General features: G+C 44.5%; 27 protein-coding genes. 9 read left to right on the plus strand and 18 right to left on the minus strand.

All coding sequences use genetic code 11. The features are described from left to right. Window positions 1-2: 2 nt before the first annotated feature. The 5 genes from hemE to liaF all read right to left on the minus strand — a co-directional run bounded on the left by hemE (window position 3) and on the right by liaF (window position 6202). Window positions 3-1037: a uroporphyrinogen decarboxylase gene (hemE, locus tag G475_RS0105560; RefSeq protein ID WP_026700440.1), complete on the minus strand. Its 1035-nt coding sequence runs from the start codon at window positions 1035-1037 to the stop codon at window positions 3-5. Between the two features lie 311 nt (window positions 1038-1348). Next, window positions 1349-3505: a transglycosylase domain-containing protein gene (locus G475_RS0105565; protein WP_026700441.1), complete on the minus strand. Its 2157-nt coding sequence runs from the start codon at window positions 3503-3505 to the stop codon at window positions 1349-1351. Between the two features lie 141 nt (window positions 3506-3646). Further along, window positions 3647-4276, minus strand: coding sequence for a response regulator (locus tag G475_RS0105570; protein ID WP_026700442.1), 630 nt, complete (start codon window positions 4274-4276; stop codon window positions 3647-3649). Further along, a complete protein-coding gene (locus G475_RS0105575) occupies window positions 4269-5330 on the minus strand; it encodes a HAMP domain-containing sensor histidine kinase (protein ID WP_084414010.1) in 1062 nt (353 codons plus the stop codon). Before G475_RS0105575 ends, G475_RS0105570 begins: the two co-directional genes overlap by 8 nt. Beyond that, window positions 5330-6202 (minus strand): cell wall-active antibiotics response protein LiaF, encoded by an 873-nt coding sequence (gene liaF / locus G475_RS26285; RefSeq protein WP_051302209.1) that lies wholly within the window; start codon window positions 6200-6202, stop codon window positions 5330-5332. Before liaF ends, G475_RS0105575 begins: the two co-directional genes overlap by 1 nt. 212 nt (window positions 6203-6414) lie before the next feature. Between liaF and G475_RS0105590 the strand changes: the two genes are divergently transcribed. Continuing rightward, window positions 6415-7131, plus strand: a complete 717-nt coding sequence (locus tag G475_RS0105590; protein WP_026700444.1) for a cytochrome c biogenesis CcdA family protein — start codon at window positions 6415-6417, stop codon at window positions 7129-7131. A gap of 31 nt (window positions 7132-7162) precedes the next feature. Then, the gene (locus G475_RS0105595) at window positions 7163-8335 is read left to right on the plus strand and encodes an amidohydrolase (RefSeq protein WP_026700445.1); all 1173 of its coding nucleotides are present in this window, start codon (window positions 7163-7165) and stop codon (window positions 8333-8335) included. 77 nt (window positions 8336-8412) lie between these two features. Here the strand turns inward: G475_RS0105595 and G475_RS0105600 are convergent, their stop codons facing one another. Genes G475_RS0105600 through G475_RS24335 form a run of 4 tightly spaced genes read right to left on the minus strand, consistent with a single transcriptional unit; the run spans window position 8413 to window position 12448 of the window. After that, window positions 8413-9156 (minus strand): EcsC family protein, encoded by a 744-nt coding sequence (locus G475_RS0105600; protein WP_026700446.1) that lies wholly within the window; start codon window positions 9154-9156, stop codon window positions 8413-8415. Window positions 9157-9166: 10 nt separating this feature from the next. Next, complete coding sequence (locus G475_RS0105605; protein ID WP_026700447.1) at window positions 9167-10387, minus strand: ABC transporter permease; 1221 nt, start codon at window positions 10385-10387, stop codon at window positions 9167-9169. Continuing rightward, window positions 10388-11128, minus strand: coding sequence for an ABC transporter ATP-binding protein (locus tag G475_RS0105610; RefSeq protein ID WP_026700448.1), 741 nt, complete (start codon window positions 11126-11128; stop codon window positions 10388-10390). It lies immediately after the preceding gene. 12 nt (window positions 11129-11140) lie between these two features. Next, window positions 11141-12448, minus strand: a complete 1308-nt coding sequence (locus G475_RS24335; RefSeq protein WP_051302211.1) for an AMP-binding protein — start codon at window positions 12446-12448, stop codon at window positions 11141-11143. 145 nt (window positions 12449-12593) lie between these two features. Here G475_RS24335 and G475_RS0105620 point away from each other — a divergent pair, with 145 nt between their 5' ends. From G475_RS0105620 to G475_RS0105645, 5 genes are all read left to right on the plus strand, one after another. Further along, the gene (locus G475_RS0105620; protein WP_026700449.1) at window positions 12594-13022 is read left to right on the plus strand and encodes an HIT family protein; all 429 of its coding nucleotides are present in this window, start codon (window positions 12594-12596) and stop codon (window positions 13020-13022) included. Between the two features lie 81 nt (window positions 13023-13103). After that, window positions 13104-14189, plus strand: coding sequence for a 3-phosphoserine/phosphohydroxythreonine transaminase (serC, locus tag G475_RS0105625; RefSeq protein ID WP_026700450.1), 1086 nt, complete (start codon window positions 13104-13106; stop codon window positions 14187-14189). Between the two features lie 181 nt (window positions 14190-14370). Beyond that, window positions 14371-14727, plus strand: a complete 357-nt coding sequence (locus G475_RS0105630) for a YtxH domain-containing protein (protein WP_026700451.1) — start codon at window positions 14371-14373, stop codon at window positions 14725-14727. A gap of 83 nt (window positions 14728-14810) precedes the next feature. Next, window positions 14811-15383 (plus strand): HTH-type transcriptional regulator Hpr, encoded by a 573-nt coding sequence (locus G475_RS0105635; protein WP_026700452.1) that lies wholly within the window; start codon window positions 14811-14813, stop codon window positions 15381-15383. Window positions 15384-15612: 229 nt separating this feature from the next. Next, the gene (locus G475_RS0105645; protein ID WP_026700453.1) at window positions 15613-16161 is read left to right on the plus strand and encodes a DUF3267 domain-containing protein; all 549 of its coding nucleotides are present in this window, start codon (window positions 15613-15615) and stop codon (window positions 16159-16161) included. Window positions 16162-16173: 12 nt separating this feature from the next. Here G475_RS0105645 and G475_RS0105650 read toward each other — a convergent pair whose 3' ends face one another. Then, on the minus strand, window positions 16174-16746 hold the full coding sequence (locus G475_RS0105650; protein ID WP_026700454.1) for a YpmS family protein: 573 nt from the start codon (window positions 16744-16746) through the stop codon (window positions 16174-16176). Window positions 16747-16875: 129 nt separating this feature from the next. On the opposite strand from G475_RS0105650, the gene G475_RS0105655 reads away from it, so the two are divergent. Next, window positions 16876-17058, plus strand: a complete 183-nt coding sequence (locus G475_RS0105655) for a hypothetical protein (RefSeq protein ID WP_380711264.1) — start codon at window positions 16876-16878, stop codon at window positions 17056-17058. Window positions 17059-17349: 291 nt separating this feature from the next. Here G475_RS0105655 and G475_RS24340 read toward each other — a convergent pair whose 3' ends face one another. Next, a complete protein-coding gene (locus G475_RS24340; protein WP_035710301.1) occupies window positions 17350-17436 on the minus strand; it encodes a YjcZ family sporulation protein in 87 nt (28 codons plus the stop codon). Window positions 17437-17463: 27 nt separating this feature from the next. Beyond that, a complete protein-coding gene (locus G475_RS24345) occupies window positions 17464-17547 on the minus strand; it encodes a YjcZ family sporulation protein (RefSeq protein ID WP_035710302.1) in 84 nt (27 codons plus the stop codon). 156 nt (window positions 17548-17703) lie between these two features. Here G475_RS24345 and G475_RS0105670 point away from each other — a divergent pair, with 156 nt between their 5' ends. Further along, on the plus strand, window positions 17704-18585 hold the full coding sequence (locus G475_RS0105670) for a foldase protein PrsA (protein ID WP_026700456.1): 882 nt from the start codon (window positions 17704-17706) through the stop codon (window positions 18583-18585). 112 nt (window positions 18586-18697) lie between these two features. On the opposite strand, the gene G475_RS24350 is transcribed toward G475_RS0105670, so the two are convergent. The 6 genes from G475_RS24350 to G475_RS0105700 all read right to left on the minus strand — a co-directional run bounded on the left by G475_RS24350 (window position 18698) and on the right by G475_RS0105700 (window position 26925). Further along, on the minus strand, window positions 18698-19675 hold the full coding sequence (locus G475_RS24350; protein WP_051302213.1) for a S8 family peptidase: 978 nt from the start codon (window positions 19673-19675) through the stop codon (window positions 18698-18700). Window positions 19676-20349: 674 nt separating this feature from the next. Continuing rightward, window positions 20350-20616 carry a sporulation YhaL family protein gene (locus G475_RS0105680; protein WP_233275728.1) on the minus strand — a complete coding sequence of 89 codons (267 nt, stop codon included), beginning with the start codon at window positions 20614-20616 and terminating at the stop codon, window positions 20350-20352. A gap of 60 nt (window positions 20617-20676) precedes the next feature. Then, window positions 20677-22020 carry a sensor histidine kinase gene (locus tag G475_RS0105685; protein ID WP_026700458.1) on the minus strand — a complete coding sequence of 448 codons (1344 nt, stop codon included), beginning with the start codon at window positions 22018-22020 and terminating at the stop codon, window positions 20677-20679. After that, window positions 22017-22700 (minus strand): response regulator transcription factor, encoded by a 684-nt coding sequence (locus G475_RS0105690; protein WP_026700459.1) that lies wholly within the window; start codon window positions 22698-22700, stop codon window positions 22017-22019. Before G475_RS0105690 ends, G475_RS0105685 begins: the two co-directional genes overlap by 4 nt. Before the next feature lie 135 nt (window positions 22701-22835). Beyond that, window positions 22836-25700 (minus strand): ATP-binding protein, encoded by a 2865-nt coding sequence (locus G475_RS0105695; RefSeq protein WP_026700460.1) that lies wholly within the window; start codon window positions 25698-25700, stop codon window positions 22836-22838. Beyond that, window positions 25690-26925: a metallophosphoesterase family protein gene (locus G475_RS0105700; RefSeq protein WP_156911631.1), complete on the minus strand. Its 1236-nt coding sequence runs from the start codon at window positions 26923-26925 to the stop codon at window positions 25690-25692. Before G475_RS0105700 ends, G475_RS0105695 begins: the two co-directional genes overlap by 11 nt. Between the last annotated feature and the right edge of the window lie 50 nt (window positions 26926-26975).

The following is a 26975-nucleotide window of genomic DNA, read 5'->3' on the forward strand; positions in this document are numbered from 1 at the left end:
TGCTAACTCTGTGTATATTCATGTACAAAAGCTGTTAATCGTTTTAACGTATCCGGGTTCACATCAGGAAATACACCATGACCTAAATTAAAAATATATCCTTTTTCCTGCATTCCCTGTTCTAGTATGGGTTTCACATTCTCTTTAATTACATCCCACGGGGCAAGCAGTAGAGCCGGATCCAGATTTCCCTGCAGCGCTTTGTTTATTCCAAGTTCTCTTGCTTCCGCCACAGAGATCCTCCAGTCCAGGCCCAGAACCTGCAGAGGAAGATCGTTCCACTCTTTCATGAGATGAGCTGCGCCGACCCCGAACATAATAACCGGCACTTCTTCTGTGCGCAGGGCATCAAAAATTTTCATCATAATCGGTTTAACATAGCTGCGGTAATCGGCTGCATTTAAAGCTCCGACCCATGAGTCGAATATCTGGACTGCTTCTGCCCCTGCCTTTATTTGTGCTTTTACATAGCGGATGGTCATATCACCCAGGTTCTCCATAAGTGCGTGCCACGCCTGGGGCTGAGAATGCATAAATGCTTTTGTATTGTAGTAATTTTTCGAAGGCCCGCCTTCAATCATATAACTGGCTAACGTGAAAGGCGCCCCGCTAAAGCTGATCAAAGGAACATGAAGCTGTTCTCTCAACAGCCGGATCGTGTCTAGAACAAATGGAATTTCCTGTTCCGGTTCGAGGACGCCCAGCTTGTCCACGTCCTCCTTGCGTTTAATGGGATTGTGAATGACCGGACCGACCCCCGGCTTAATGTCTAGTTCCACCCCCAAAGACGGCAGGGGTGTCATAATATCCTTATACAAAATAGCGGCATCCGTATTGTATTGGTCTACCGGCAGTTTCGTCACATAGGCGCACAATTCCGGATCACGTGTGATTTCAAACAAAGAATATTTCTCTTTTAACCTGCGGTACTCCGGCTGGGATCGTCCTGCCTGTCTCATATACCAGACTGGTACATGATCCACCCCTTCTTTATAAGCAGCTCTTAAAAAGTTATCATTTTTTTGCGTCTCTTCCATGCCAAACACTCCTTTTATCCAGCAGCCGGGACAATCCTCACGCTTTTATTGCCTATTCTTGTATTATTCCATACCCTTTTTACCATACTCGATGGGAAATGTCATGTACAGTACTCACCAGTATTGTTCAAAAAATAGAAAGATATTAACCGGAAAGAAAAGAGTCTGAGACAAAACCCAAGATCGCTCCTTCATCGTCATCTGCTTTTACCGAAACCTGCTTTTACCCCGACAAGGACGGCGGGTTTTGTCGTTTTGTTGTTCATAAAAAAACGGGAGTGACGAATTTCCCGGCAACTCCCGTTTCTTCTTTATGATCCGCTGCCAAACAGCGACCCGACGGAAACTTCCGCTACGTTGGAAGCTTCTCCTTCTTCTTTTGTTTGAGGGTTGTAAGGAACGATCATGTATTCCTGCATATTAAAAATGTTAACCCCTTCGATGGTGTATTCTCCCGTGCCTTTTACTTCTTCAATTTCTTCTCCCGATCCGTCTGAGACCTCGTATATTTTATACGTCACCCGTTCATCGGAAGAGGGAGTCCATTCCAGGTTCACATTAAACAGCCCGCCTCCGCGTAAACTGAGGGACGCGGTTAAATCGTTCACTTCTCCCATTTCAATCGGAGATTCCAGGTCCTGAACATTATCCGGCTGCTGAAATGCGGTCTGGACGTCACTGTCTGCCGGGACCTGATTGAGAATATCTTTGAATAACCGGGTGGGGTAAGAACTTCCCGCTTCTAAATACTGCTCTTCGGTCGTTTTGTCATACCCCATCCACAACGCGCCTGTCCACTGCGGAGTAAACCCGGCAAACCACGCATCCCGGGCCGCCCCTTCTACTTCTAAAAAGGAGGTTGTTCCTGTCTTTCCGGCTAAAGGATAGGTCGTTGATCCCTCTGTTCCTGTCCCTTCCTCCACTACATTTTCAAGAAGGCGTGTCATATACCAGGCATTCTGTTCACTCATCACCCTTTTGTCCGTTGTTTCGGCTTCAGCTATAACGCTGCCATCACGATCTGTAATGCTGGAAATAAAATAAGGTTCGGTTTTTTTTCCATTATTGGCAAACGCCGTATAAGAAGATGCAATTTCATACGGGGAAAGTCCTTCAGAAAGTCCTCCAAGGGCTACAGCAAGACCGTTATCTTTTATATCAAGACCAACGGATTCCATCCACTCGGAGGTGGTGCTTTTGTCCAGCTGATCATACAGCCAGACTGCTGCTGCATTGGTAGACGCTGCTACGGCATCCACCATGGTGATTTCTCCCTGATACTCCCCGCTGTGATTTTTCGGGGTATACCCGTCATAGCTTGTCTCTTCATCTTTTAATAACGAATAGGGCTGATAGTCTCCTGATGCAAGAGCCGGAGCGTAGACAGCCAGCGGTTTCATTACAGAGCCGGGCTGGCGTTTGGCCGTCACCCGGTTCAATCCCTGCCGGACATATCCACGTCCTCCCTGGACTGCCGCAACACCGCCGTCATGATGGTCCATCATAAAGAACGCCCCTTCTGTTCCATCCGCTTCCGAGGGAAAATAGGAGGAGTCTTGAAACAGATCATAGGAAGCCTGCTGCATTTCCTTATTCATCGGAACGACAATGTCATAACCGCCTCTATAGATTTCCTGCGCCGATAATTGATATTTCTCTTCTGCTTCGTTCAACATCATATCAATATACGTAAAAAAGGCCGGGTTCTCTTTAGATTCATGGAGAGAATCCGGGAGCGTTTTTCCCTGATAGGAAATCGTTTCTTCTGCTCCAAGGTATCCCTGCTGCTCCATCAGAGCAAGGACCGTGTTTCTGCGTTGTTTTGCCTGTTCGGCATCATCCACCGGTGAATAATTGGAAGGTGCTTTCGGAATACCTGCTAATAACGCGGCCTCATCAGCAGACAATGCTGCCGCATTTTTATTAAAATACAGCTGGGCCGCCGACTGAATTCCGTAAGATCCATGTCCAAAATATACTTGGTTCATATAGTATTCGAGGATTTTTTCCTTGCTGAATTTTCTTTCCAGTCCCATGGCAATCAACACTTCTTTTGTTTTACGAAGAAGCGTTTTATCGCTGGATAAAAATGCATTTTTAGCCAGCTGCTGAGTAATAGTGCTTCCGCCTTCCACTTTGGCGCCAGCCATAATATCCCGGTAGAGGGCTCTAACTATCGCACGTGGATCAATTCCTTGATGTTCATAAAAACGCATATCTTCTATGGAAATAAAGGCCTGCTTCACATGTTCAGGTAAATCCTCTATGTTAATCATATCCCGGTCTTCTTTATGGAGTTCTGCCAATTTCTCCCCATTTTCATCATAAATCGTAGAGGTTTCATTCATCACTAACTGCTTTTCATCTATCGCTGCTGCACCAATAACGACAGAAGACAGATAAATCCCGGCACTCACCAGTAAAAAGGTTATTATTAGAAGTCCCCAGATTATCCATTTCTTTCTCATGATTTGCTACTCCTTCATGCTGCACTGATTTATCCGTTGCATGAACCTTACGGTACTATTATAAATAAAAAAGAGCCGTTCGACATTATATTTCATAGCTTTTGTTATTCTGCGTTTTTTTTCCATATTTATGATAAAAAATTAATCTGCCAGCCCATGTCTGTGTGCATACACAGCAATCTGGGTCCGGTCATCTACAGCTAATTTTGATAAGATATGACTGACATGCGTTTTTACCGTCTTAATTCCAATATAAAGTTCATCTGCAATTTCCTGATTTGTTTTTCCTTCTCCTATCAAGGATACAACATCCCGCTCTCTTTCGGTCAAGGTGTCGTGCAAACTGGATTCAGGCTGTCTCATCCGCTGCATCATCTTTCTTGTTACTTCCGCTTCCACCTTGGACTCGCCTTTCATCGCAGCCCGGATGGCTTCTGCTATCATTTCTGCTTTTGCCGTTTTTAATAGATAACTGAAAGCTCCTGCTTCAATAGCAGGGTATACCTGTTCATCATCATAAAAACTTGTCAGTACGATCACTTTCGTATCTGGAAGTTCTGACATAATCTGCTTCGTCGCTTCAATGCCATCCATCTTTTCCATAATTAAATCCATCAGCACCACATCCGGCTGATGTTGTTGAACAAGCTGCAAGCCTGTTTCCCCGTCTTCCGCTTCCCCGGCAACCTGGATATCATCTTCTGTCGACAGATAAGCAGAGACCCCCATCCGGACCATCTCATGATCATCGATTAATACGACTTTAATCAACCTTATTCTCCTCCTCATTCGACACGGACACAGAAACTTCCACCTGGGTTCCTTTGCCGGGATACGACAAAATATGAATTACACCGCCCAGTTCGTTCACCCTTTCTTTCATCATGGACAATCCATAGGAGGAATGCTTCTGGTTATTTTCTAAATGAAACCCGATGCCGTCGTCAATAATTTTCATCCGTAGATGACCGTTAAACGATTTTAGTTGAACATCAACATAAGAGGCCTGGGCATGCCGGAGCACATTGGACAACGCCTCCTGGGCAATTCGGAATAAATGATCTTCTATGCCTTTGCCGGTATCTTCAATATTTTGAATATCCCAATAAAGCTGGAGCTTGGTTTTCTCCTGCAATTCTTCCAGCAAGGCCTGCAGTCCTTGTTTCAGACCCTTTCCTTCCAGGCTGACCGGACGAAGGTGCATAAGCAGCGCACGCATTTCCCCTTGAGCGCTGCCTGCCATTTTTTCTACCAAAGCTGCCTGTTTCATCGATTGCTCTGCATCCGTTTCAATCGTTTTCTGCAATGCGGCTGTCGTCATGGAAATTGCAAACAACTGCTGGCTGACAGCGTCATGAAGTTCTCTGGCAAGCCTTTGACGTTCATCGGCGGCGGCTGCCCGTTTAATGGAGGTTTGATACTCTGCTCGTTCCGCCGACAATTTCTGCATAGACGATGCCTGTTCTTCCAGACGATCAGCCACCGCATGCAGGTGATTGCTCATAACACCCAGTTCATCTTCCCCCTGAAGCCGTATTTTTTTAGAAAAATCCCCTCGTTCCAGGGCCATCGTGCTTTCCATCAATTGATTCAGCCGGTTTTTTTGTCTTTTTCCGCCGCGCAGGCCGATTAAAATAGCCAGACCAAGCGAAAGTACCATCCACAAGACAAATATCGGGATATTAAACCAGCTTCTAAAAGACATTAACAACCGCATATCTTCTATACTAGAAAGCAGAAGCGCGATCAGCAGAAATACCGTCAACAAGGAGGCTCCAAAGGCATGGCGGATATAATCCCATTGAATATTAACCATCCTTTTCATCACACATACCTCACATCAATATCTCCCAAAATAACAGAAATTAGAATTTTAACTTTCCGCGGCGCTTCTTTGTAATAATCGGTCTGTACAATAGCTTCTTTATTTAGACCCTCTTCCCGGTGCTCGAGGATGTTAATATCTCCAAGAGCTGCACTGGCCTGAATCGATACATTCAAGTCGTAAGGGATGTACAGATCTACATCGCCAATGCCCCCCTGCAGCACAATCACGGTCTCCCCTTCATCGATGATGGCTTTGGAAAAATCTATGGCGATATCGCCCATCCCATATTTTACATTCATATCCTGAAGGGCAAACCTGCGCTTCATCAGCTTAAAATCACCGATAAATACATTTTTATGGGATGGAGTAACAATAGGTTCTGAACTGCGCTCGTCCGTATTTTGTCTGCTTTTCCGATTGCTTCTGCGGGCCGGAACCGCCTCTGTGACATGAGGGGTCTCTTCCTGCGTATCTCCCTGTTCCTGCTGCAAATCCGGCGTCTGGTCCACCGATGATCTGTTTTCTTTTTCTTCTTTTGGGGGCAGATCCTTATCAATATCAATTTCTTTAGAATTGCCTTTCATTAATTTAAATCCAAAATAAAGAAGAACCAGAGCAATGAAGACTCCCGTCAAATCAACATGAAAGAGATGATTCCCCAGGGATATAACGGCAAAAGCCAGAAACAATAAAGCCAGCCATTTCCGTCCTTTATTATAAAAATGATATGATATAGAAAATGCGATTAACGGCCAAATATATGCTGCCAGATTAACATGAAAACTGGTATCAAACTGATTAAACAATAAATGGAGTCCAATCACCACGATGATAAATCCTAATATTAAGTTTCCGGAATTTCTCAGCATTATTTATCCCCTCGATCGAATCTTTATCTGATGCAGCACTGACAATTTATCTCTTTGTCCTTTTAGTGTAATATGAAAACGGAAAAGATGCGACCAGCCTTGGTTTAATTTTTTCTCCGTCGGAAGTCGTACCCGCTGTGTTCAATGCTTCGTCAAACTTATACTGTATGATAATAGAATCAATGATTTTTCTCTGAAGTGGAGGGATACCCTTGAATGACATCAGTATTTGGCTCGCTTTCGGGGCAGGTGTTGCCTCTTTTTTGACCCCCTGCATCTTCCCGCTCGTTCCTGCCTATCTCGCCCAGCTTACAGGCACTACTGTTGCGGATGGGCAGATTCAGGTGGAACGGCGGATCATTTTATCGAGAAGTCTTGGGTTTATTCTCGGATTCACGATTGTTTTCCTGCTTATCGGGGCTTCTTCCACTGCTCTCGGCTCCTTATTCGATAGCAGAAATGCTTTAATTGAACAACTGGGAGGCATCATTATTGTTCTGTTCGGCCTGCAGATGACCGGTCTCATTTCGATCAAAGCGTTAATGACAGATAAAAAAGTCCACCGCCCTCCAAAAAAATCGACCAGTTTTGCCGGTTCGGTCCTGTTCGGCCTTCTTTTTGCTGCCGGATGGTCCCCCTGCATTGGACTGGTCCTTGGGTCTATTTTAGCCTTGGCCAGCACGGCAGACACTATGTACACCGGCATGTTTATGCTTTTTATTTATTCGATGGGGCTTGGGGTTCCGTTTTTACTGGTAGGCCTGCTTTATTCGAAATCACTAAATAAATTAAAACGGCTTAATAAATGGCTCCCCCGCATCCAACAAATCAGCGGCGTCATAATGATTGCTCTTGGCATTATGCTCTTCACGGGTTATTTTCAAATGTTATCCGCCTATTTATCAAGGTTCGTTCCTTTTGGCATTTAATGTTCGTTATGAAGACAGGGAGGGAAAGAACATGGAAAACTTATTATTTCGTTTTCTGGAGGATTCTTACGAAGAAATGGTCAATATCCGCCGGTACCTTCATCAATATCCAGAACTATCCTTTGAAGAGGAGGAAACACCAGCCTATATTGCCGAGTATCACAAAAAATTAGGGCATGAGGTAACAACAGAAGTGGGAAAACGAGGAGTAACCGCCAGGCTGGTGGGAGGAAAGCCCGGTCCTGTAGTCGGCCTGCGAGCTGATTTTGACGCTCTGCCGATTCAGGAGGAAACAGGGCTGCCGTTCCAATCCAAACGGAATGGTATCATGCACGCCTGCGGCCATGATGGTCATACCGCGACGATGCTGATTCTGGCCAAAGCTCTAAATCACATAAAAGACGAGCTCTCCGGTACGATAGTCTTTATTCATCAGCATGCAGAAGAACTTGCTCCAGGTGGGGCAGCTGCGATGATTGAGGATGGGTGTCTTGAAGATGTCGATGTAATTTTTGGTACTCATCTTTGGGCCACCGTCCCCTACGGCGTCATGCAATATAAAGACGGCGCCATGATGGCAGCAGCCGACCGATTTGAAATAGACATTATCGGCAAAGGCGGCCACGGAGCGACACCCCATTTAACAAAAGACGCTATTGTTATCGGCTCCCAGCTGGTAACCAATATCCAGCAGCTTGTCAGCCGCCGTATCGATCCACAGGAGTCTGCTGTCGTTTCAGTCGGCTCATTCGAAGCCGCCAATGCTTTTAACGTCATTGCCGACCAGGCCAGACTCGTAGGTACTGTACGGACGTTCAATGACCACGTCCGTGATACAATTGAAAAAGAACTGGAACGGATGACCAAGGCTGTTTGTGACGGGGCTTCTGCCAGTGCTGACTTCCGTTATTACAGGGGGTATCCGGCCGTGGTAAATCATGCAGAAGAAGCACAGTATCTGGCAGACTGTGCAGCCCAGGTCCCCGGCATTTCAGAAACAGAATATATGAAACCGCAGATGACCGGTGAGGATTTTGCGTACTATCTCCACCATGTGAAAGGCTCTTACTTTTTCACCGGAGCCCGGCATCCAGAATGGGAAGAAGCCTATCCTCACCATCACCCGAAATTTGATATAGACGAACGAGCTATGCTGCTTGCTGCCAAAATTATGGGGAAAGCTGCGCTTGATTTCAAAAACTAATCAGAGGACGGGGGATCAGCTGAACAAATGACCGGTCCAGGATGGTCCCCTTCTTCATCGATGCGTGAGACTGTTTTTTACATGTCGTTATTCTCCATCAGCCATTTCCAACGATACCCCTGCTTTGCCGCCTCGCCAAGGTGGCCAAGCAGATGATAATTCGCCGCAGCTCCTACCACAGCACCAAAACCAGGAACCAGCTGCATTAATTTCACTAAATCAATGTGATCTCGGTATTCCTGCTGAAACGAGCTCCAGTCCAACTCCTGCGCTACCGAAATTTTCCTCGGTTTATCTTTGACATATTCCTGCCACTCCTCGAGCCGATAGGCCGTTTCTTCCCGTTTTTCAGCACTGGAAAAAGCAGCCTGAAACACATGAAGCATATACAGCCGGTTACGGAAATCACTGACATCGATACCATAAATGGTGGCAGCAGAAAATAAAAACCTCATTTTAAAACCGAGCAAAAGCGGGAAGTCAGCAGCTCCCAGCAGAAAACCGCCGGCTCCTGTTCCGGCTCCTTCCGCTGCCGCCCCTTTTTGAAATACCGGTATCAATTCATCCAGTCTGTCATCTGCTTCCTGAAGCATTTCGGCCTGTTCGTGCTTTCCATTCGGCAGATAATCAGATCCATTCAACACCCCTTCCGTCATTTGTTTGACAGCCTTCCCCACGGCATCATGAAACTTCTGGGGAACAAAACGGTTCATTTTGGTCTGAACATTCTTTGTCAGATGCTGTGTCATACTGGCGGGTTTTTTCAGCTGCCTCAGCCACACTTCCGTTTCTTCCAGGGCTTTCCTCTCATAGTCGTTCATATCCTTCCTCCTACCTTGCTTGAATCATTTCTTTATCTTTTTTCAGGACCGGATAAAACCAGCAGAAAAGTCCCCCGGTTCCTAAAACGATAAGGCCTGGCATGAGCGAGCTTGCGACCAGACTGTACACGATTGTTAATAAGACGGTTTGAAACAGCAGCAGGATTTTCACCATCTCCTGAAAAGAGGTCTGCTTTTGCTGCAGGGAGACAGGATACAGATCCGGCCACATCGCTGTATCAAGATGATGCCAAAGCGTCCGCAGCTGGACGCTGGTCATATAAAGGAACAACAGGGCTGCTGCAACGCGGAACCAGTCATTAGGGAAGGCATACATGACAAGCCCTCCGGCTAAAAGCAGCCGGACATACATCCCCAAGTATTCCCCGTAACGGATAAATCCTTTACCAAATAAAACCCTGTATACCGAAGTGTTTCTCCAAAGCCATCGATCCGTTAGAACAGTCAGCCATTTCCGTCGTTTGATCCCTCCCTTTATGTTAGGAACGTCTGTAAAGGACTGGACAAACCGATAAAATACAGAAAGCCGTTTTTCCTCCAGCTTCAGCAGTACTTCCCATTTTAATAAATGCCGGCGTAAGAGCGGATAATAGTAGAATAAATAGACAAACAGCATAAGAAGGAGTACAGCCAGCGGAAACCACAGCGCGGCATGCTGAAACAGCAAATATGCGGCAGCAAAATTCAGGACCGCCCTGGCAGCCGCATGTTTCTGCCGGCCAGCGTCTTCCTGTATTCTTGCTTCGGCCCAGATAGAAACATAATTCCACAAATTGATAAGCAGCAAAAACAAGAGAACGACATATAAATAAAGGCCGTCGTCCGCCACCCTGTTTTTAAAAAGCGGACCTAACAATAAGTATACGATTGTCATGCTGAAAGATTGCATGATGAAAGAATACATCACGGATTTGTGAAAATACCCTTTCAATTGGTTCTCAAGCGGCAGAAGAAAGACCAGATCCCCTTCCTTTAAAAAGGTACGGAGCGGACATCTCGTTAACAGGTACGTAAATAAAACAGCGAATAAAAAAGAAACCGGTACCGCTTCCGGGAGCCAATCGATAAAAGAAGGATAAAAGGAGCCGCCGACCAGAAACAGAGCGTACAAACTGAACATAAACCCGCTGTTTCCGAGCAGCCGCAAATATCGGATCGCTTCGTTCCAAAAAGCTTTTACACGGTCTCCCCATAGAGATGCTATATCCATTCAGACTTCTCCTTTAGTTACTTCTATGTATAAATCATCTAAATCTGCTCCCGGCATTCCGGCTTGCTCCCTCAGTTCTTGTAATGTCCCCTGATATTTGATCCGGCCTTCATGAAGCAGTATAAAGCGATCGCAGTAACGCTCTGCCGTTGCCAAAATATGAGTAGACATGATGATGCCGGCTCCTTCTTCCTTTTTTTCCACCATCATCTCGAGCAGCGATTTTATGGCAACCGGGTCCAGCCCGACAAAAGGTTCATCCACCACATACAAATCGGGCTGTACGAGAAAAGCGCACATAATCATAACCTTTTGCCGCATTCCTTTCGAGAAATGGCTCGGAAACCAGTCCTTCATTTTTTCCATACGGTATTCCGTCAGAAGCGGAGCGGCCCGTTGTTCAAAGGTCTTGTCATCTACTCCGTATGCAGCTGCTGTCAGTTTTAAATGCTCCCACAGGGTCAGTTCTTCATATAAAATAGGAGTTTCCGGAATATAAGTAAACGTCCGCCGGTATGCTTCAGGGCTTTCTTTACAGCGGTCTCCGTTTATACGAATATCTCCTGCTGTCGGTTCCATTAAGCCAAGAATATGCTTAATGGTCGTACTTTTCCCGGCTCCGTTCAACCCGATCAGCCCTACCATTTCCCCTTTATGTACGTTGAACCTTAAATCGTGCAGTACCGGCTTATGAACATTATAACCGCCGCTGACATGATTCACTTCAAGAAGTTCTGTCATATTCCATACTCCTTACTGCGCTGTATCTGCGCTGGATGTTCTATTTTTTCTCCACCTTTTGCGTTCGACAATTTGAATGTACCCGTTTGGATCCACCACGGCCCTGTCTCCCGTGTGAAGCCAGCCGTTTTTGATCATATTGGACGTCTCCTCCGGATTTTTCAAATATCCTTCCATCGCATTATTTGAACGAACGACAATTTCACCGGGCGTCACCCCGTCGTATGGGACCAGTTCCCCGTCCTCCCCCGTTACTTTAACATTCGATCCTATCATGGAGTACCCGATTTTAGCTTTAATATCCTGCTTTCTCTCCGGGGAAAAATGATGATGTTGAGTACGCACCTCTGATACTGTCACAAGCGGAGATGTTTCTGTCATCCCATATACCTGAAGAAATTCCCAGCCCAGCTCATTTTCCACCGCAGATACAAACTCACGGGGCGGAACCGCTCCTGCAATGATAAGCCTGACATTTTCCCTCATCGGAACCCTTCCTTCCTCCTCCCAAAAAAAATCCAGGAGTTGTTCGAGAACCGGGGGTGTCATATGTACCACTGTAATATCAAAGTCCTGAATATTTTCTGCAAGGAGGCGCGGGGCTGTTTCTTTCTGCATCACCTGCGTTGCGCCGTTTGCAGTGTAAATAAAGGGGGCCCCCCACCCGTTCACATGATGCATCGGAAGAACGTGCAGCAGTCGGTCCTTATCCTCCACCCGCAGATGATGCATAGCGGACAAGGCATGCAGATAATTGCTCCGGTGGGTAAGAAGCACCCCTTTTGGCTGTCCTGTGGTTCCTCTTGTATACTGAAGGGTTGCGATGTCCTGTTCTTCCAGTTCAATGCGGTTAAACTCCGAGGTCGGAAACTGATCTTTCCATGTATTATAACTATAATATTCCTCCGTATGCGAAAACGTCCCAAGCACGATCACGGTTTCTACCGTCTCCAATTCGTTCAGTACGGGACAAATCGAAGTATACAGGGACTCTTCCACAAATAGGACTCTGCTTCCACTATGATTTAAAATAAATTTGTACTCCTCCGGGGACAGTTCGGTATCCAGCGGAGTAATAATGCCCCCCACCTGAAACACACCGTAATATCCTTCCACCAATTCAAGTGAATTACGAGTAAGATACGCCACTTTGTCCCCCTTCTTGATATGAAGGGAAGTTAACGCATGGGACAGCTGATTCACCCGTTTGTTCAGCTCTTCATACGTAACTTCTTTCTGCCCGTCTATCACAGCTGTTTTATTTCCATATAATGAAGCCGCCCGATCCAGAAAATCTGTTAAAATAAGGGGGACAAACATTTTGATTCCTCCTTCGGCATGCATGCTATGCAAATTATAGCATTGTATCATGTATATTGTAAGAACCCGCGTTTGGTTTTTGCCCTCCAGATACCGGGCTGATAGAATATAGTTATACGTAAATTTGAAAAAAGGAGCGGTGTAAATGACGCACGACAGTAATTGTATTTTTTGTAAGATTGTTTCCGGTGACATCCCCGCTGCGGTAGTCTATGAAGACGATAGATGCCTCGCCTTCGCCGACCTCGGACAGGCAACAAAAGGCCATACCCTGTTAATCCCCAAAGACCACCAGGAAAATATCTATGAACTCGAGGAAGATACCGCTGCCTATTTGTTTAAGATGGCACCCCGGATCGCAAATGCTATTAAAACGGAGTTTGAACCTGAAGGGATGAACCTTATTAACAATAACGGAAAAGCAGCTTCCCAGTCCGTTTTTCATTATCACCTTCATTTTATTCCAAGGTACGGAACAAATGACGGATTTCAGCCCTCATTTGAAGATAACAGCGCTCAGTACACATCGGAAGATCTGCAGCTTATTGCAAAAAACATCAATAAACATTTATAAAAAGCATAGCCCCGCGGTTGTAAATTCTGTTAGGATAGTTTCATCAAACGATAGTTGAGAAGTCTAAAGGAGTGGAGAGAGTTGCCTAGAGCGCATAATTTTAATGCAGGTCCGGCGGCCCTGCCGGAAGAAGTACTGGAGCATGCACGAGAGGAATTGGTGGATTTTAATGCTACCGGCATGTCCGTCATGGAATTAAGCCACCGCAGTGCAGATTACGAAGCGGTGCACAATGAAGCGATCGCAGGTATAAAAGAACTGCTGAATGTTCCGGAAGACTATGAGGTGCTTCTGCTGCAGGGCGGAGCAAGTCTGCAGTTTCCGATGATCCCGATGAATTTCCTTCCTGAAAATCAAACGGCCAATTACGTGTTAACGGGGTCATGGTCTGAAAAGGCATTAAAGGAAGCAAAACTGCTCGGACGGACAAAAACCGGGGCTTCCTCCGGGGAGAGCAATTATACTTATATTCCGGACGTTAAAGACATTGACATCGATAAAAACGATGCTTACGTCCATATCACCTCCAATAATACAATATTCGGCACACAATGGCACAAATTCCCACAAACCGGAGCGGCTCCATTGATTGCCGATATGTCCAGTGACATATTAAGCAGACCTATCCCGGTGGAAGACTTTTCTCTGCTCTATGCCGGAGCTCAGAAAAACCTTGGGCCTTCAGGGGTTACCGTCATTATTATAAAAAAAGAGATGCTGAAACAGACACCGGATACCGTTCCTACGGTTCTCCGCTACGATACACATGCGGATAAAAATTCACTGTATAATACTCCGCCTACTTTTGCCGTCTATATGCTGAACAATGTCCTGAAATGGATAAAACGGCACGGCGGAGCAGAAGGCATGAAGAAGAGGAATGAAGAAAAAGCAGAACTGCTTTATCATACTATAGACAACAGCAACGGCTTCTACACGGGACATGCTGAAAAAGAGAGCCGTTCTGCGATGAACGTAACGTTTAACCTGCCGGAGGAGGAGTTAAACAAAAAATTCCTGCAGGAAGCGCAGAATGCCGGGTTTACAGGATTAAATGGACACCGTTCCGTAGGGGGATGCCGGGCCTCCCTTTACAATGCAGTATCCCTTGAATCGTGCGAAGCTTTACAGACATTTATGGAACAGTTTCAGAAAAATCATGGGTAAACCCCATTTCATCAAGATTTAAGGAAAGATACCGTCTGCAGAAGTTTATTCTGTCAGGCGGTTTTTTTTCGTCTGGAAAGAAAGTTTGTTCTTTTCTTTCAGCGTTTTTTTCTCTATACTGTTATCAAAGAATAATATTTTTATAAAAAGAGAAAAAAGGAGAGAAAGGATAGGTGGTACGATGGATTCGAAATCATTAATTTCAGGTCTTATAACAGGAATAGTGGCAGGAGGAGTTTCCGCCCTGTTATCAGCTCCGGCTTCAGGAGATGAAACCAGGAATTACGTCAAAACATATGACTGGAAAACGTTAAATAACAGACTGACAAGAAAAGGAAGATCCGCTGCACAAGACTGGCGTTATGCCGCAACGGAAGGGCTTGAAGCTGTAGATGGATTAACACAGGAAATGAAAAAAACATACAGTCGTTATAAAGAAGAAGTTGAACCCGAAGTGGAAAGTATTCAACAGCAGATAAAAGAAATTTCCGATTCCATCACGGAACTAAATGAACGAATTCGTAAAGAGTCTGAATAATCCCTCAATATTTTCACCATAAATAACAAAAATTGATGTTTTAAACTTTTTATTACAATAATACTTGGAGAGGAGGGGGAAGATTGGATCATTCTTCTCTTTCTACAAAACAATCCATTCTGTTCAGCCACAAGTTTGCCCAATTAACCAAAGCTTTGTGGAAGTCAATAGAAAAGGATTGGCAGCAATGGATTAAACCATATAATCTGAATATTAATGAACATCAAATTTTGTGGATTGCTTTTCACCTGGAAGGCGCATCCATTTCCGATATTGCAAAATTTGGAGTCATGCACGTCTCCACTGCTTTTAACTTTTCAAAGAAATTGGAAGAAAGAGGACTGCTGCATTTTTCCAAAAATACGGACGATAAACGTAATACTTATATAGAACTGACCGAAGACGGAGACCATCTTTTATTGGAGACATTGGAAGCATATAATCCTGACACGTACAGTGTGTATAACGGAGCGCTGCCGATAAAAGAATTATACGGCAAGTTTCCTGAATTCACAGAGCTAATAACTATTGTGAGACATATTTATGGGGAAGATTTCATGGAGATCTTCGAAAAATCGATCCATACGTTTGATGAGGAATTCACAGAAGAAAGTGGTACGTTAACACCTGTAAAACAGGCAAAAACGTCACATTAAGAATAACGGAGCCGCAGACATTGTCCCGGCTCCGTTTTTTTGTTCAGAAACTCTGGCCAAAGCGGCTAATGTGCGTTTTTTTGAATGACATACCTGGACATTTTTCATGCCTGCCGCGGGGGTAATTGTCGAAATACTTTTTCTTTTCATTTATTTTGGCTGGCCTATTGATTTTTTCCGGCTCACGCCGTACATTATTCTAGTAGGATGAAGAGAGGGGGGATCTCCCGTGAATTGCTGGAAATCCATTAACGTAAAGAAAGAATACAATGCATCAAGAATGCTGTTGTTCTCCCTTAGTATTATGATTTTAACATTTATTGTAAGCTACCTTGGTTTCAGCCTTTATCATCATAATGTGGTGTATGCCGAGTTAAGCTTTTTAAATACGATTCTGTTCTTGCTGTTGTTATTTCCATTTCACTCTCTTCTTCACGCTATTCCATTGCGGTTTGTGGGGGTTCGGATGAAATGGAACGTAACCGAGAGAAGAAAAAGAAAGGCTCCACTGCTTTTGCTTAAATTTACGAAGCCGGTCGCCCGGAATTTCTATATAGCGTCGATGATGTTTCCGGGTTTAGTTATTAATTTGAGCGCCCTCGCCGGTGCGCTGGTATTCCCATCCTTTATGCACTATTTTGTACTGGTGTTCTCCTTTAATACCGGCCTGGCTGTGTACGATTTTATATATGTAAAACAATTGCTCGGCGCTCCCCGTCACTGCTTTATAGAACAAAATAAAAATGGAATGGATATTTTATTAAAGCAGCCGGTGTAACGGCTGCTTTTATTATTTCCCAACTTGGAGCACTATCTCATCCCTGCTGGGGGCAAAGGTTTCGGCTCTGATGGAGTAGTCGTTTCCTATGCTCATTTGATCCAGTTTAATCCATACCTGCTGGTCGTTTGGATGTACTTCTACCACATCGGGGAGCTCTGCCTGTGATTCCAGCAGTGCTAACGCTTTGGCTCCGGGAAGAGAAAACCGGCCGACCGAAACATTATGTTGGGACAGTACCAGACTGCCATTTTCCCCGATTTCTGTTTCAAATTCCATCTCCGCTTCAATGGTGCGACCTAGAAAATCAATCCCTGCCGTCATCCGGGCAGTCTCCCCTTCAAACTGAACCGTGACCTGCTCCGATTTCATTTCTTCCTGCAGCAGTTGATTTAATTGATTACCGGTTAATTGAACGGTAAAATATTCATGAAATTCTCCGTTGTCGGGATAAGAAGGGGAGCCTCCCTCTCCGGACCCGCCTGATGTACTTACAAGAAAAAACATAAGCGATACCCCAAGCAGTACGGTTCCCAATAAAATAAAAAACAACCATTTCCATATGTTCCCTGTACGATTCTGCATCTTTCCACCTTCTTTCCTGTTAACCTCGTTCCCTATCACATTTTCTCTTATATTGTACTAGAAAAAAACTATCTTTTTTTAAAATCTTTTGTTAAGGTATAATAGATACAAGGTATTGGGGGTAAAAAGATGCTGATCGCATTATTCGGATTATTTTCGCTAACCTATTTATTCGTGATAAACTCTATGACTAATGCCCTCTGTGTCCAAAAGGAGATACCGGCAGAACGGCAGCCGAAAATTTTCAGAACCATTAATATTCTGCTTACCATTCTACTCACGTCCACTTTTGTAGAGTTATGGTTTATTTAAGCATTTTTTAAATTGAACATGTGATAGGAAGCCACAGGAGCACTGCAGGTCTACAGATCCTCCTGTGTCTTTCTGTATTAGTTTCTCTGCAGAAAACGAAGATTAAGAAACTGCGTGCTTCCCCTCCGTTTGTTGATTCAAATGTGTGCGTTGAACGTAAGGCACCTTAAAAGGTCACATTTCAAATTTTCTATGTATATGAAAACGTCCATCGAGAGGAGACCAGGGCAGGCGGGACTCCTGCAGAGTAAAAAAGCTTTCCCGGATCAGTATCCGGGAAAGCTTTTTGTATTAATATGCCCAAGCTGCGCCTACGATGACAAGCAAGATAAACAGCACAACAATCAGCGCAAATTTAGATCCATATTCGTATCCCATTTATTATCCTCCTTTTCTATAATGATCTTAGTACCAGGAAGCACCTACAATTACAAGCAGAATGAAAAGTACCACAATTAAGGCGAAGCCTCCGTAGTAGCCTTTAGACATTTCTCCACCTCCTAACAGCCTTACTGCGATATGTTATGTTCATCTTCATTTGAGTGTTTAGGCTTTTTGCCTAGATTTTTTCTTTTTCAAGAATTTTATGGTATTATATAGTTTGTCTTTCCATGGATTGATTTATAATTAAGGGGTTGGAGTAAAATGAAAAAATTGCTTCTGACAGCGGGATGGGTAACTGGTTTACTGGTAATATCCGCCTGCAGCGGGGAGGAAACTGGAAATGAATCGACTATTGTTAATGTGAACGAAACGTCTATTACCGAAGCGGAATTTGTGGCAGCCTTAAAAGACCGGTATGGGGAACAAATTCTGAATGAAATGGTACAGAAAACCATTTTTAATGATCAAGCCGATCAGTTAAATATAGATTCCGACCAGGTTGAGGAAGAATTTCAATCATTCAAACAAAATTACGGAGTGGAAGATGATGAACAGCTGCTCACGATGCTTCAGACTCAATTTCAGCTGCCTGTCGATTCCATTGAGGATTTTAAAAATGACGTGTTAAAACCTCAGCTAGTGTTACGTGAAATTTCCGAAAAAGATATTGAAATTACCGATAAGGATAAACAAACGTATTATGAAGATAATAAAGAAGACCTGGAAGCCGTGTCTGCAAGACACATCCTTGTGGAAAAGGAAGAAACAGCTGTCGAGGTAAAGGAAAAGCTCGAGAGTGGCGAAGAATTTGAAACATTAGCCGAAGAATATTCAACAGACGGCACTGCTTCTGAAGGAGGAGACCTTGGCTATTTCAACCGCGGCCAGATGGTTGAAGCATTCGACGAAGCGGCTTTTCAGATGAGCCCCGGAGAAATTAGTGAACCGGTGGAAACGGAGTTTGGTTTTCATATCATAGAAGTGCTGGATACCAAGACGTCTTACGAAGCACTGGAAAGTGATATTGAAGATGTACTGAAGGAAGAACAGGCCACGCCTGAAAACGAAGTCATCCAGGAGCTTATGGACAAAGCTAATATCAATATCGAAGAATCCTCTTATGAAGACTGGATTCAGACGTAAAAGGCGGAACACGTATAGATTCGTTTTTTCAAAGTTTTGTGCTGCAGCCGGGAGATTGGAACGAGAAGCAGTCCCCCGGCCTATTTTGGTTTATTCCACAGAGACTATTTTTCTACCGAGTTTTTTCCAGACGTCTTTTCCTATCTTCAGCGCTTGACGTATAGTTGGTAAGAACAAGCAGGCCGTTTCCTTCCATACTCCGGCTGTTGCCAAGAGGCTCCGTTCTTTTAATAACTTGGGAATAAATTTGTGATTCCGTTAATTCCCTGTCAAAATCATCTTCACATTGATTAATAATTAAAGCTGCGGCACCGGAAATATGCGGAGCAGCCATCGAGGTGCCTGACAATCGGGCAAATTTATTATCCGGATACGTGGAGAGGATATTAACACCGGGAGCCACCAAATCAATTTCATCGTTAAAATTTGTAAATTCGGCCAGGTTACGATCAAAATCAACAGCTCCTACCTGCATGACTTCCTTGTAATAGCCCGGGTAAGCAATTTCTTCGGTATCTTCATCTTCATCTCCTTCATTACCGGCAGCACAAACTACTAAAATGTTGTGTTCCACTGCCCGTTTGATAGCATCATGCATTTCAGGAATGTCATTAGGTCCTCCGAGAGACATAGAAATGACCCGAACCCTTTCTCCGTTATCCCCCCGCCAGTCTACCGCATAATGTATGGACTCGATAATTCCCTGGTAGGAACCATAGCCCTCACCGGATAGAGCCTTTAAAATGAGCAGCTTCACTTCCGGAGCCACGCCAACGACACCTGCATCGTCCAATGCGGCACCAATCGTCCCTGCCACATGAGTTCCATGCCCCTGGTTGTCTGTGAAATTTTCCCTATCACTATTGTAGTCATCCGTAAAATTTTTTCCTCCGATAATTCTGTCTTTTAAATCAGGGTGGTCTGTCTGGCAGCCGGTGTCTATCACGGCCACAATGTTTCCTTTCCCTTTATACCCTTCGTTCCAAAGCTCCGGAGCTTGTACCATTTCAATACCCAGCGGCGTTTTTTCTTCCGATTCATGCAGGACCTCTTCCACACGATAAGGAATTAATCGAACCTGTTTATTCACAAAAGCCCCTCCTTTTCTGAATATTACAATTTCAATTCTACTATTATTTTCCTTTTTTTACACTCCGTCTTTGTTCTTGATTCTGGGCAATCCACAAACAAACAAGGCCGGAACAAAACATTATCAAGGAACAAAAAACCCGAACAATTTTTTCCATAAATCGTTCGGATTTTTGCGTATTGTTCTATCGCTGCGTCAAAATAGGTCGCTTTCCGCGGGCACGGCTCGAATAAAGGAGGATCGGCTAAGGACGGCACATCCTGTGCCGACGCCGATCTGACCCGCATCCTGCGGGCCCTCGGGAAAAAATCTCTTCCTGCGGGGTCTCGAGACTCGTGCTTTTCCCGCAGGAGTCGACCTATTTTGACTCCGCTGAATGGACGTTCTTGTTATATAAACCCTAAGATGTCCGTTTTACCAATTTTCTTTCGTTTGGCCCAACCTCCCTCTCTATTCAGCCGAGGCCGGCCACGGAGACTCCTATGGGACGAAGACGAACGGAAGATTCCCTTGGTAATGCGATCTTCTTTACCAAGGGAGCTGTAGCCGTCCCTATGGAAAGCCCAGTGACCGGGTGCAGCGATCCCATCGTCATTATTTTGTTCGGGTTTTCGGCCAGCTCCTATCCTTCTGTCTCGGCCTCGTTTTTCAAGAGAAAATAATTTTTGTTTAGTTTAGGAGGAAGCGCGCTTTTTTTCGCGTTCTTCTTCCATTCTCCTGATAAACACTCTTCCCTCCTGCTCAATCCATCGTTCGTCTTCTTCTTTTTCTACCCGGCTCGTTTTCCACCACATATACCCGCTGAATACAATACCCATACCGCTTAATAAAACCCAGGAAGGTACCTGCGGGGCTCCCGCTTCAAAAAAACGCTGCAGCATGACAAGCACAAAAAACAAAACAATGAGACTAATTAATACCTTCTTTGGTCGGTTATCCATAGGGACCTCCTATCTTGTCCTGTTTTATTTCTATGCTTATGCATCCTTTTAGTGAATATGTCATGATTTAGGCAGCGTAATCTGAAATTCCACCCCGTCTTCCAGATTGACAATCTGAGCATCACCATGGTGAAGCTCTGCAATCCGTTTTACAATGGCCAGTCCCAGCCCAAACTGACCTTTATTGCCTTTACGGAATGGAGCAAACAAGGACGGCAGATCCTCTTCACTAATTGGATCGCCATTATTTTTCACTCGGATCAGGACTTCATTTTCCGCAGTAGGTTCCGCCATCATCCACACGGTATCAATGGCATATCTCATTGCATTTTCCACCAGATTTTCAAGCAGCACCTGGAGATGTTCAGGGTCTGCTTTCAGCTTCACATCTGCTCCCTGAATAACAAAGGTGATATCCTCCCGCTGCATACGGAAGCGTTCTTCAATTTGAAAAGCGAGCGAACCAAACATGATCTCTTCCAGATTAATGGTATCCTTCTGCATTGTATCCAGCTTCGTGAAGTAAAGCATGTCTTTCACTCGTTTATCCATACGATCCGTTTCATCAATAATCACATTCATCGTCTGTTCCAGGTCATCCTTTGGAAGGATACCGTCTTTGACAGATTGCGCATACGTTTTAACCACCATAATAGGCGTTTTCAGCTCGTGGGAGGCATGCTGAATAAATGTTTTTTGAGAACGGTCATAGCGAATCAGATTTTGACGCATTTTTTCAAATTGGTCGGAAAGCTTTTGAAAATCTTCGTCCCCTTCCCAGCGGAAAGGCTCTTTCCAATTTCGCTTGGCAATTTGTTCAAAATGGTCTCCCAGCACCCGGAATGGATGCCGGAGGTAACGCTTGAGCCAGATCGCCGGAAGAAGACTCAGCACGCTGGTAATCAGCAGCAGATAAATCAGTCTTTCCCATAACCGGTTTACCATGAGATCGCGATACGTATCCCACATAAATGATATTTGATATGCTTCCTCCCCATCCGATTCAATCCGGGTAATTACATAAAACAGGGTAGCTTCATTGTAGGTAAGCTCGTACCGCTCCCTTTCCCTTTCCTGATTCCCGGCATTGGTGACCATTTCTTTTAATACATTATCCGGAGGGACAGGTTCGCCCCGCTGCTCCCCGTCCAATAAAAATACGTGCCCGACGGAGCGCTCTGCTTCCCGCCTTTCAATGAAATCCATTTCCGATTGCGGCAGGGAAAAATGTTCACTGAACGGGTTGGCCATACGTGCCTGCTCCTGTTCTATAATTCGGTAGGTCTCATCTGTCAGGGTTCCTTTTATGGAAATAGGATAAATGATGATAATAGTTAAACCAACAAGGACCACCAGTGCTATGAATGAAAACCATATTCGCTGCGTTAAATTAACCTTCATCATGACGATAAAATACGGTATCCGAAACCATACAGCGTTTCCAGATGTATACGGGGCATTTTTTTACGGACACGACGTACAACATCGTCAACAGCCCTTTCGGAACCGAAATAGTTTTCACCCCAGACATTTTCAATGATTGCTTCACGGGAAAGGGCTTTCCCAATATCTTCGGTCAGAAGCAGAATCAAGTCCATCTCCTTAGTTGTAAGCTCCACATGGCTGCCTTCATTTTGTTGATCTGTCACAATTCGTGCTTCGGGATCAATGTGATAATCATTCAACTCCACTTTCTTTTGCTCCTGGGCTTGTTCCCCATAAACTCTTGAAAGCAGTTTTTTCGCACGTATAAGCAGTTCCTGGGGCAGAAAAGGTTTCGCCAGATAATCATCACTGCCCATTTCGAGACCAAGAACCCGGTCGAGGTCCTGATCTCTGGCAGAGATGAATATGACCGGTACATCGCCTTCTTCCTCCCGGATCCCTTTTAAAATTTGATAACCGTCCGTACCGGGAAGCATAATATCGAGCACCCATAAATGCGGTGGCGCTTTGACGGCTTCTAATGCGTCCCCTCCATTATCAAATACTGTAACCTCCCATCCCTCTTTTTCCATATATGCTTTTAACACTTCTGATAAATTTGCTTCGTCTTCCACCAGGTAAACTTTATAAGTATTCATCGTTTCGGATCCTTTCTGAATCTGAATTTCATGGCACTCCCATATTTACGATCAGTTGGAAGGCCCCCGATTCAAGGGACCTATATCATTCCCCACCATCGTAGCAGGGTTCTTCCGAAAGTTCCACACTTCTTTCTACATTTCCGCTTCCAGTTCACTGAAAGTACTGCTGTGTACCACTGCCTTTGGAAGATTGCCGCAGGTGAAGTATAAGATCTGCCGATTTGCACTGGCCCGTTCTACTAAATCAAACGCCAGGTTCTGTCTCTCTGCATCAAAATTGACAAACGGATCATCCAGAATGAACGGAAAAGGCTCACTATGGCTGTAATTATCCGCCAGGGCCAGTCTTAAAGATAAATACAGCTGTTCCGCCGTCCCACGGCTTAACTCTTCCGGCGAAAACCATATTCCAAACTGGTCTTCTACAATGAATGTTTCTTTTCCCAGCGGCGCAAATAACCGTGAATAATGACCCTGTGTAATATAAGAGAAATGGCGGGAAGCTGTCTGTATGACATCGGGCTGTCTTTCTTTCTCATATACAGATTTCGCTTCCCTTAGAATAGCAGACGCCGCTTTAAGCACCATCCACCTATGGGCGTCCTGCTGTAAATCCTGTTTCATTTCTTCGTATTGCTGCAGGTCTTGTTCATAGGTGCCGCCTTCTTCTATATGCCTCTGTTCCTGTTTTAATTCAGCCAGTTTGTTCTGAAGGTCCTCTTCTTCGGATACAGCCTGATGCAGTGCTTCTTCTATTTTTGCCATTTCCTGCGACGGGGATGGGCCTTCTTTTCTCACTTCCTCCATCCAGGCATTAATGCTTTCGCCTGGATATAAGTGAGACTGAAGCTGATTCATGAGCCATTCATATTTTTTTCCCCACTCGATGTATTCTTTCTTTTGAGCTATAGCACGGTAGAACGATATAGCAGTATCCGTCTCTGTCTTTTTTAATAATTGAGCTATTATCTCTTCAGCCTGTTCTTTGATTTTCGTAAAATACGTTTTTTGGTCTCTTGCCGCGATCCAGATTTCAGCTTCCTGGTTCCACTCCGAGTTCTGTTTTTCTTCTTTTTCCATCATTTCCCCCAGCATAGGGATAACAGCAGCAGGGTCCTCCCCTGTCACTCCCAGCTGTCCGCCGAGCTGTTTTGTCTCCTGCTTGATCGTATGTGCACCCATGGCTGCTGCTTCCTTCTCCTTTTTCAAATGAAGGATGTTATTTTGCAGTTCTTTCCATTCCTTCACAGACGCAAAAAATGTCTCTGCCGTGAGAAGGGAAGGAATCGAAGGGAAATGGCAGGTCTCTGCCCATTGTTCAAAATCAGAAAGCAGCATTTTCCAATTTTCTGATTCTTGCTCTTCTTTTCTTTCTAATGATTCATACATATTTGTTTCTCTTTCCAGCTGCCATTCTACTTCACGAATGGAAGCATCTAGACGCTGAAGAGTGTCCAGGTCAGCCGTGCTACGGGAGTTTGATGCACCCATGTTCCCCGTATAACGCTTTTTCTGCTGATTTTGCAGGTACCACAGAATGCCAGCAGAAACACCAGCTCCGAACATAATCAATCCTATCAGCCAGTGACCGGTTGTGCTTTCCCAGATACCAAGCGTCATAAATATGATCGCAGATAATTGCAGCATAAAAACAGGTTGGTTCCAAGACTTTCGTTGATTTTTATTCCTTTCGCTTTCCGATTCTTCCTTTTGTATTCGTTTTTCTTCTGCTCGTTGTTTTTCCATCATACGCTCCAGCTCATTCTGGAGGTGGGAGACTTTATCTCTCTGCTGCTGGCACTGCTCCTCAAGAAGGCGGATTCTTTCCTGCATTCTCTTTGCTTTTGCCGTTAATTGATACAGCTCTTCTTCCGCAGCGAGCGACGTCACGCAGAGCGAAAGCTCTTTTTCATAACTTTCCCCCAAACGTTCCTGTTTTTCCTTGAGACTGTGCTTTTTTTGAGCTAATTGAAAACGAAGACTCTCGTAGTCTTCCAGATATTTTTTATACAACGGAAGTTTTTCCTTCAGGGAATAAAACCTGTCTTTATTACTCAATAAAAACCACGTATTCGCAGCCCCTTTATGCTTATTCTCCATCTGCTTTAACGTAATCTCCCTTTCTTCCTCCTGCTGTTTGGCTTCTTTATATTTTTCATCCCAGTCTTTAAATTCCTGTTCCCACTCCAATGAAATATCTTCATACGGGGCCAATGCCTGCAGACGGTGCTCAATATTCTCTTTTTCCTGGTAGAAGCGTTCCATCGTTTGTTTTCTTTGCTGGTATTCTTTATCTATGTAAAGGTTCTGTTTCTTCTTTTTCACTTCTTCCAGGTTCCCGGCCGTTTCCTGCATTTCCTGTATGAGGCGGTCATACCTTTCAAATTGGGCCTCCCACTCTCTCAGATGAATTCGCTGCTGCTGCAGTTCCTTCAGCTTTTTATTAATAGCAGGCTTCTGCCCTTTTGCCTTATACAAAACCTCCATTTGTCCATTCAGCTTTTTTTCAATCTGCGCTGCATATTTCGTACCGGTCATTCCCGCCTCATAAATATATTGGTTTAATTCTTCTCCTTTTAATCGTTGAATTTCACTTAGACCTTCCAGCCCAAAACAGAAAATGCCTTTAAACATACCACGATCTATATTGCCAAGAACTGCGTGAAGCCACTCCTCTCCGTATCGTTCCCCATTCTCTGTATATACTGTCACTTCTCCCGCTGCTTTTTTCCCTGCCGTCCTTTCTATGACTGCTCTTGTTCCATTTTCCAGCTGCACACTCACATTTCCGCCATGACGCCCCCCTTGTTTTGGTTCATAGCGAAGGGCTTTTTCTTTTTTAGTCGGGAAACCAAAGAGAACCATCTGGATAAAAGAACGAATGGTTGATTTGCCCGCTTCATTTTCACCACGAATCACATGAAAGGGGGAACCCAACGATATTGTTTTATCATAAAATTTTCCAAACCCGTACATGTGAAGACCTTCAATCTTCATTGGCTTTCTCCTTTCCCCACATCTGCCAAAGCATCCGTTCTGCTTCCTGTATCATAGAATCCGCATTTTCTTCCGTTACGGACGAAAGATACTTTCCGGCTGAAGGATGATGATACAAATCCTGCCATTCTTTTTCCACTTTTCCAGGCTCGTGTTTCAGCTTTTCTGCAGCTTTCAGCATATCGCTGAGAAAATGTTCTTCCTCTGCATGATTTGGAAGTTCTTCGGAGACCGTATGGTTTTCCATACGGTAAACATAGAAAAAAGGGCGTTCTGCGGCTCCCATCTCATTTACGGTTTCTTTCCACATCTCTTTTTCGCTGTCATCATGGAGAAAGTCGCTTAAATCGCCTTTACCGGTCAGCGTTACATCCAGCATCAGGCCTCCCGAAGTCTGGGACTGTAATATGGATATCTGTTGTAACAGAGCGTTGGTAAGATTGTTAAATGTTAAACAATCTTCAATCGGCAGTTCCAAGGTGTAAAATAGGACATCCGCTGCCGCCCGAAATGTCACCTGCAGCTCTCCCCCCTTGATTTCGACCAGGGAATACCCTTTCTCCCCCGTTTCCTTTCGGTGCCTTCCTTGTATATTTCCCGGATAGGATATACGATCCGAAATGTATTGTCTGGCGTGAATATGTCCCAATGCCCAGTAATCAAATTGTTTCTCTTCCAGTTCTCTTCTCTCAAAAGGCGCATAAGGGTGGTCCCGGCCTTGTTTTTCCTGACCATGAAGAAGCCCTATGTGATATACGCTGCCGTCCTTTTTTTTAAACTCTCTGGCAACATTTCGAAGTTCGCGCTCTTCGTAACTGCAGCCGTAGAGGTACGCAGCTTCCTTGTTATTTTTAGTAAAAACTTTAACTTCCGGAGTCGTATGGAATATATGTACATTATCGGGCCATTCCACCGGCGCGAATTTTCTATGAACCGGATCGTGATTTCCATAAATTAGATATACCGGAATACTGTACTTATGAAGTGTTTCAAACTGCTTTTTTAAGAAGAGCTGCTGTTTTAAGCTTCGGTTTTCCTGATCGAATAAGTCCCCGGCAATAAGGAGAAAGTCAACCTGAAATGATGCAGCATCATGTATCATATTTTCTACAGCCCGGTAAATACTGTTTTCCAATTGTTCTTTTACGAAAGGGGCCGCTCCGGATCCGGCCGGAATGGGAGAACCCAAATGAAGATCAGCTGCGTGAATAAATCGCAGATCCATAAACAAAACTGCCTTTCCTGCTATTATTTCTTCTATTATAGCATGAAAAA

The organism is Salibacterium aidingense DSM 18341 (assembly GCF_000429685.1).
GTDB lineage: Bacteria > Bacillota > Bacilli > Bacillales > Marinococcaceae > Salibacterium > Salibacterium aidingense.

What these genes read in the sequence shown, in the direction of transcription:
- G475_RS0105655 (WP_380711264.1), top strand. Translation starts at nt 16,876, where the DNA reads ATGCTGATCGCATTATTCGGATTATTTTCGCTAACCTATTTATTCGTG.
- G475_RS0105680 (WP_233275728.1), bottom strand. Translation starts at nt 20,616, where the DNA reads ATGGATAACCGACCAAAGAAGGTATTAATTAGTCTCATTGTTTTGTTT.
- G475_RS24335 (WP_051302211.1), bottom strand. Translation starts at nt 12,448, where the DNA reads ATGTTTGTCCCCCTTATTTTAACAGATTTTCTGGATCGGGCGGCTTCA.
- G475_RS0105670 (WP_026700456.1), top strand. Translation starts at nt 17,704, where the DNA reads ATGAAAAAATTGCTTCTGACAGCGGGATGGGTAACTGGTTTACTGGTA.
- G475_RS0105630 (WP_026700451.1), top strand. Translation starts at nt 14,371, where the DNA reads ATGGATTCGAAATCATTAATTTCAGGTCTTATAACAGGAATAGTGGCA.
- G475_RS24345 (WP_035710302.1), bottom strand. Translation starts at nt 17,547, where the DNA reads ATGTCTAAAGGCTACTACGGAGGCTTCGCCTTAATTGTGGTACTTTTC.
- G475_RS0105685 (WP_026700458.1), bottom strand. Translation starts at nt 22,020, where the DNA reads ATGATGAAGGTTAATTTAACGCAGCGAATATGGTTTTCATTCATAGCA.
- G475_RS0105695 (WP_026700460.1), bottom strand. Translation starts at nt 25,700, where the DNA reads ATGAAGATTGAAGGTCTTCACATGTACGGGTTTGGAAAATTTTATGAT.
- G475_RS0105650 (WP_026700454.1), bottom strand. Translation starts at nt 16,746, where the DNA reads ATGCAGAATCGTACAGGGAACATATGGAAATGGTTGTTTTTTATTTTA.
- G475_RS0105600 (WP_026700446.1), bottom strand. Translation starts at nt 9,156, where the DNA reads ATGAACGACTATGAGAGGAAAGCCCTGGAAGAAACGGAAGTGTGGCTG.
- G475_RS24340 (WP_035710301.1), bottom strand. Translation starts at nt 17,436, where the DNA reads ATGGGATACGAATATGGATCTAAATTTGCGCTGATTGTTGTGCTGTTT.
- G475_RS0105605 (WP_026700447.1), bottom strand. Translation starts at nt 10,387, where the DNA reads ATGGATATAGCATCTCTATGGGGAGACCGTGTAAAAGCTTTTTGGAAC.
- hemE (WP_026700440.1), bottom strand. Translation starts at nt 1,037, where the DNA reads ATGGAAGAGACGCAAAAAAATGATAACTTTTTAAGAGCTGCTTATAAA.
- G475_RS0105595 (WP_026700445.1), top strand. Translation starts at nt 7,163, where the DNA reads ATGGAAAACTTATTATTTCGTTTTCTGGAGGATTCTTACGAAGAAATG.
- G475_RS0105700 (WP_156911631.1), bottom strand. Translation starts at nt 26,925, where the DNA reads ATGGATCTGCGATTTATTCACGCAGCTGATCTTCATTTGGGTTCTCCC.
- liaF (WP_051302209.1), bottom strand. Translation starts at nt 6,202, where the DNA reads ATGCTGAGAAATTCCGGAAACTTAATATTAGGATTTATCATCGTGGTG.
- G475_RS0105565 (WP_026700441.1), bottom strand. Translation starts at nt 3,505, where the DNA reads ATGAGAAAGAAATGGATAATCTGGGGACTTCTAATAATAACCTTTTTA.
- G475_RS0105575 (WP_084414010.1), bottom strand. Translation starts at nt 5,330, where the DNA reads ATGAAAAGGATGGTTAATATTCAATGGGATTATATCCGCCATGCCTTT.
- G475_RS0105610 (WP_026700448.1), bottom strand. Translation starts at nt 11,128, where the DNA reads ATGACAGAACTTCTTGAAGTGAATCATGTCAGCGGCGGTTATAATGTT.
- G475_RS0105690 (WP_026700459.1), bottom strand. Translation starts at nt 22,700, where the DNA reads ATGAATACTTATAAAGTTTACCTGGTGGAAGACGAAGCAAATTTATCA.
- G475_RS0105620 (WP_026700449.1), top strand. Translation starts at nt 12,594, where the DNA reads ATGACGCACGACAGTAATTGTATTTTTTGTAAGATTGTTTCCGGTGAC.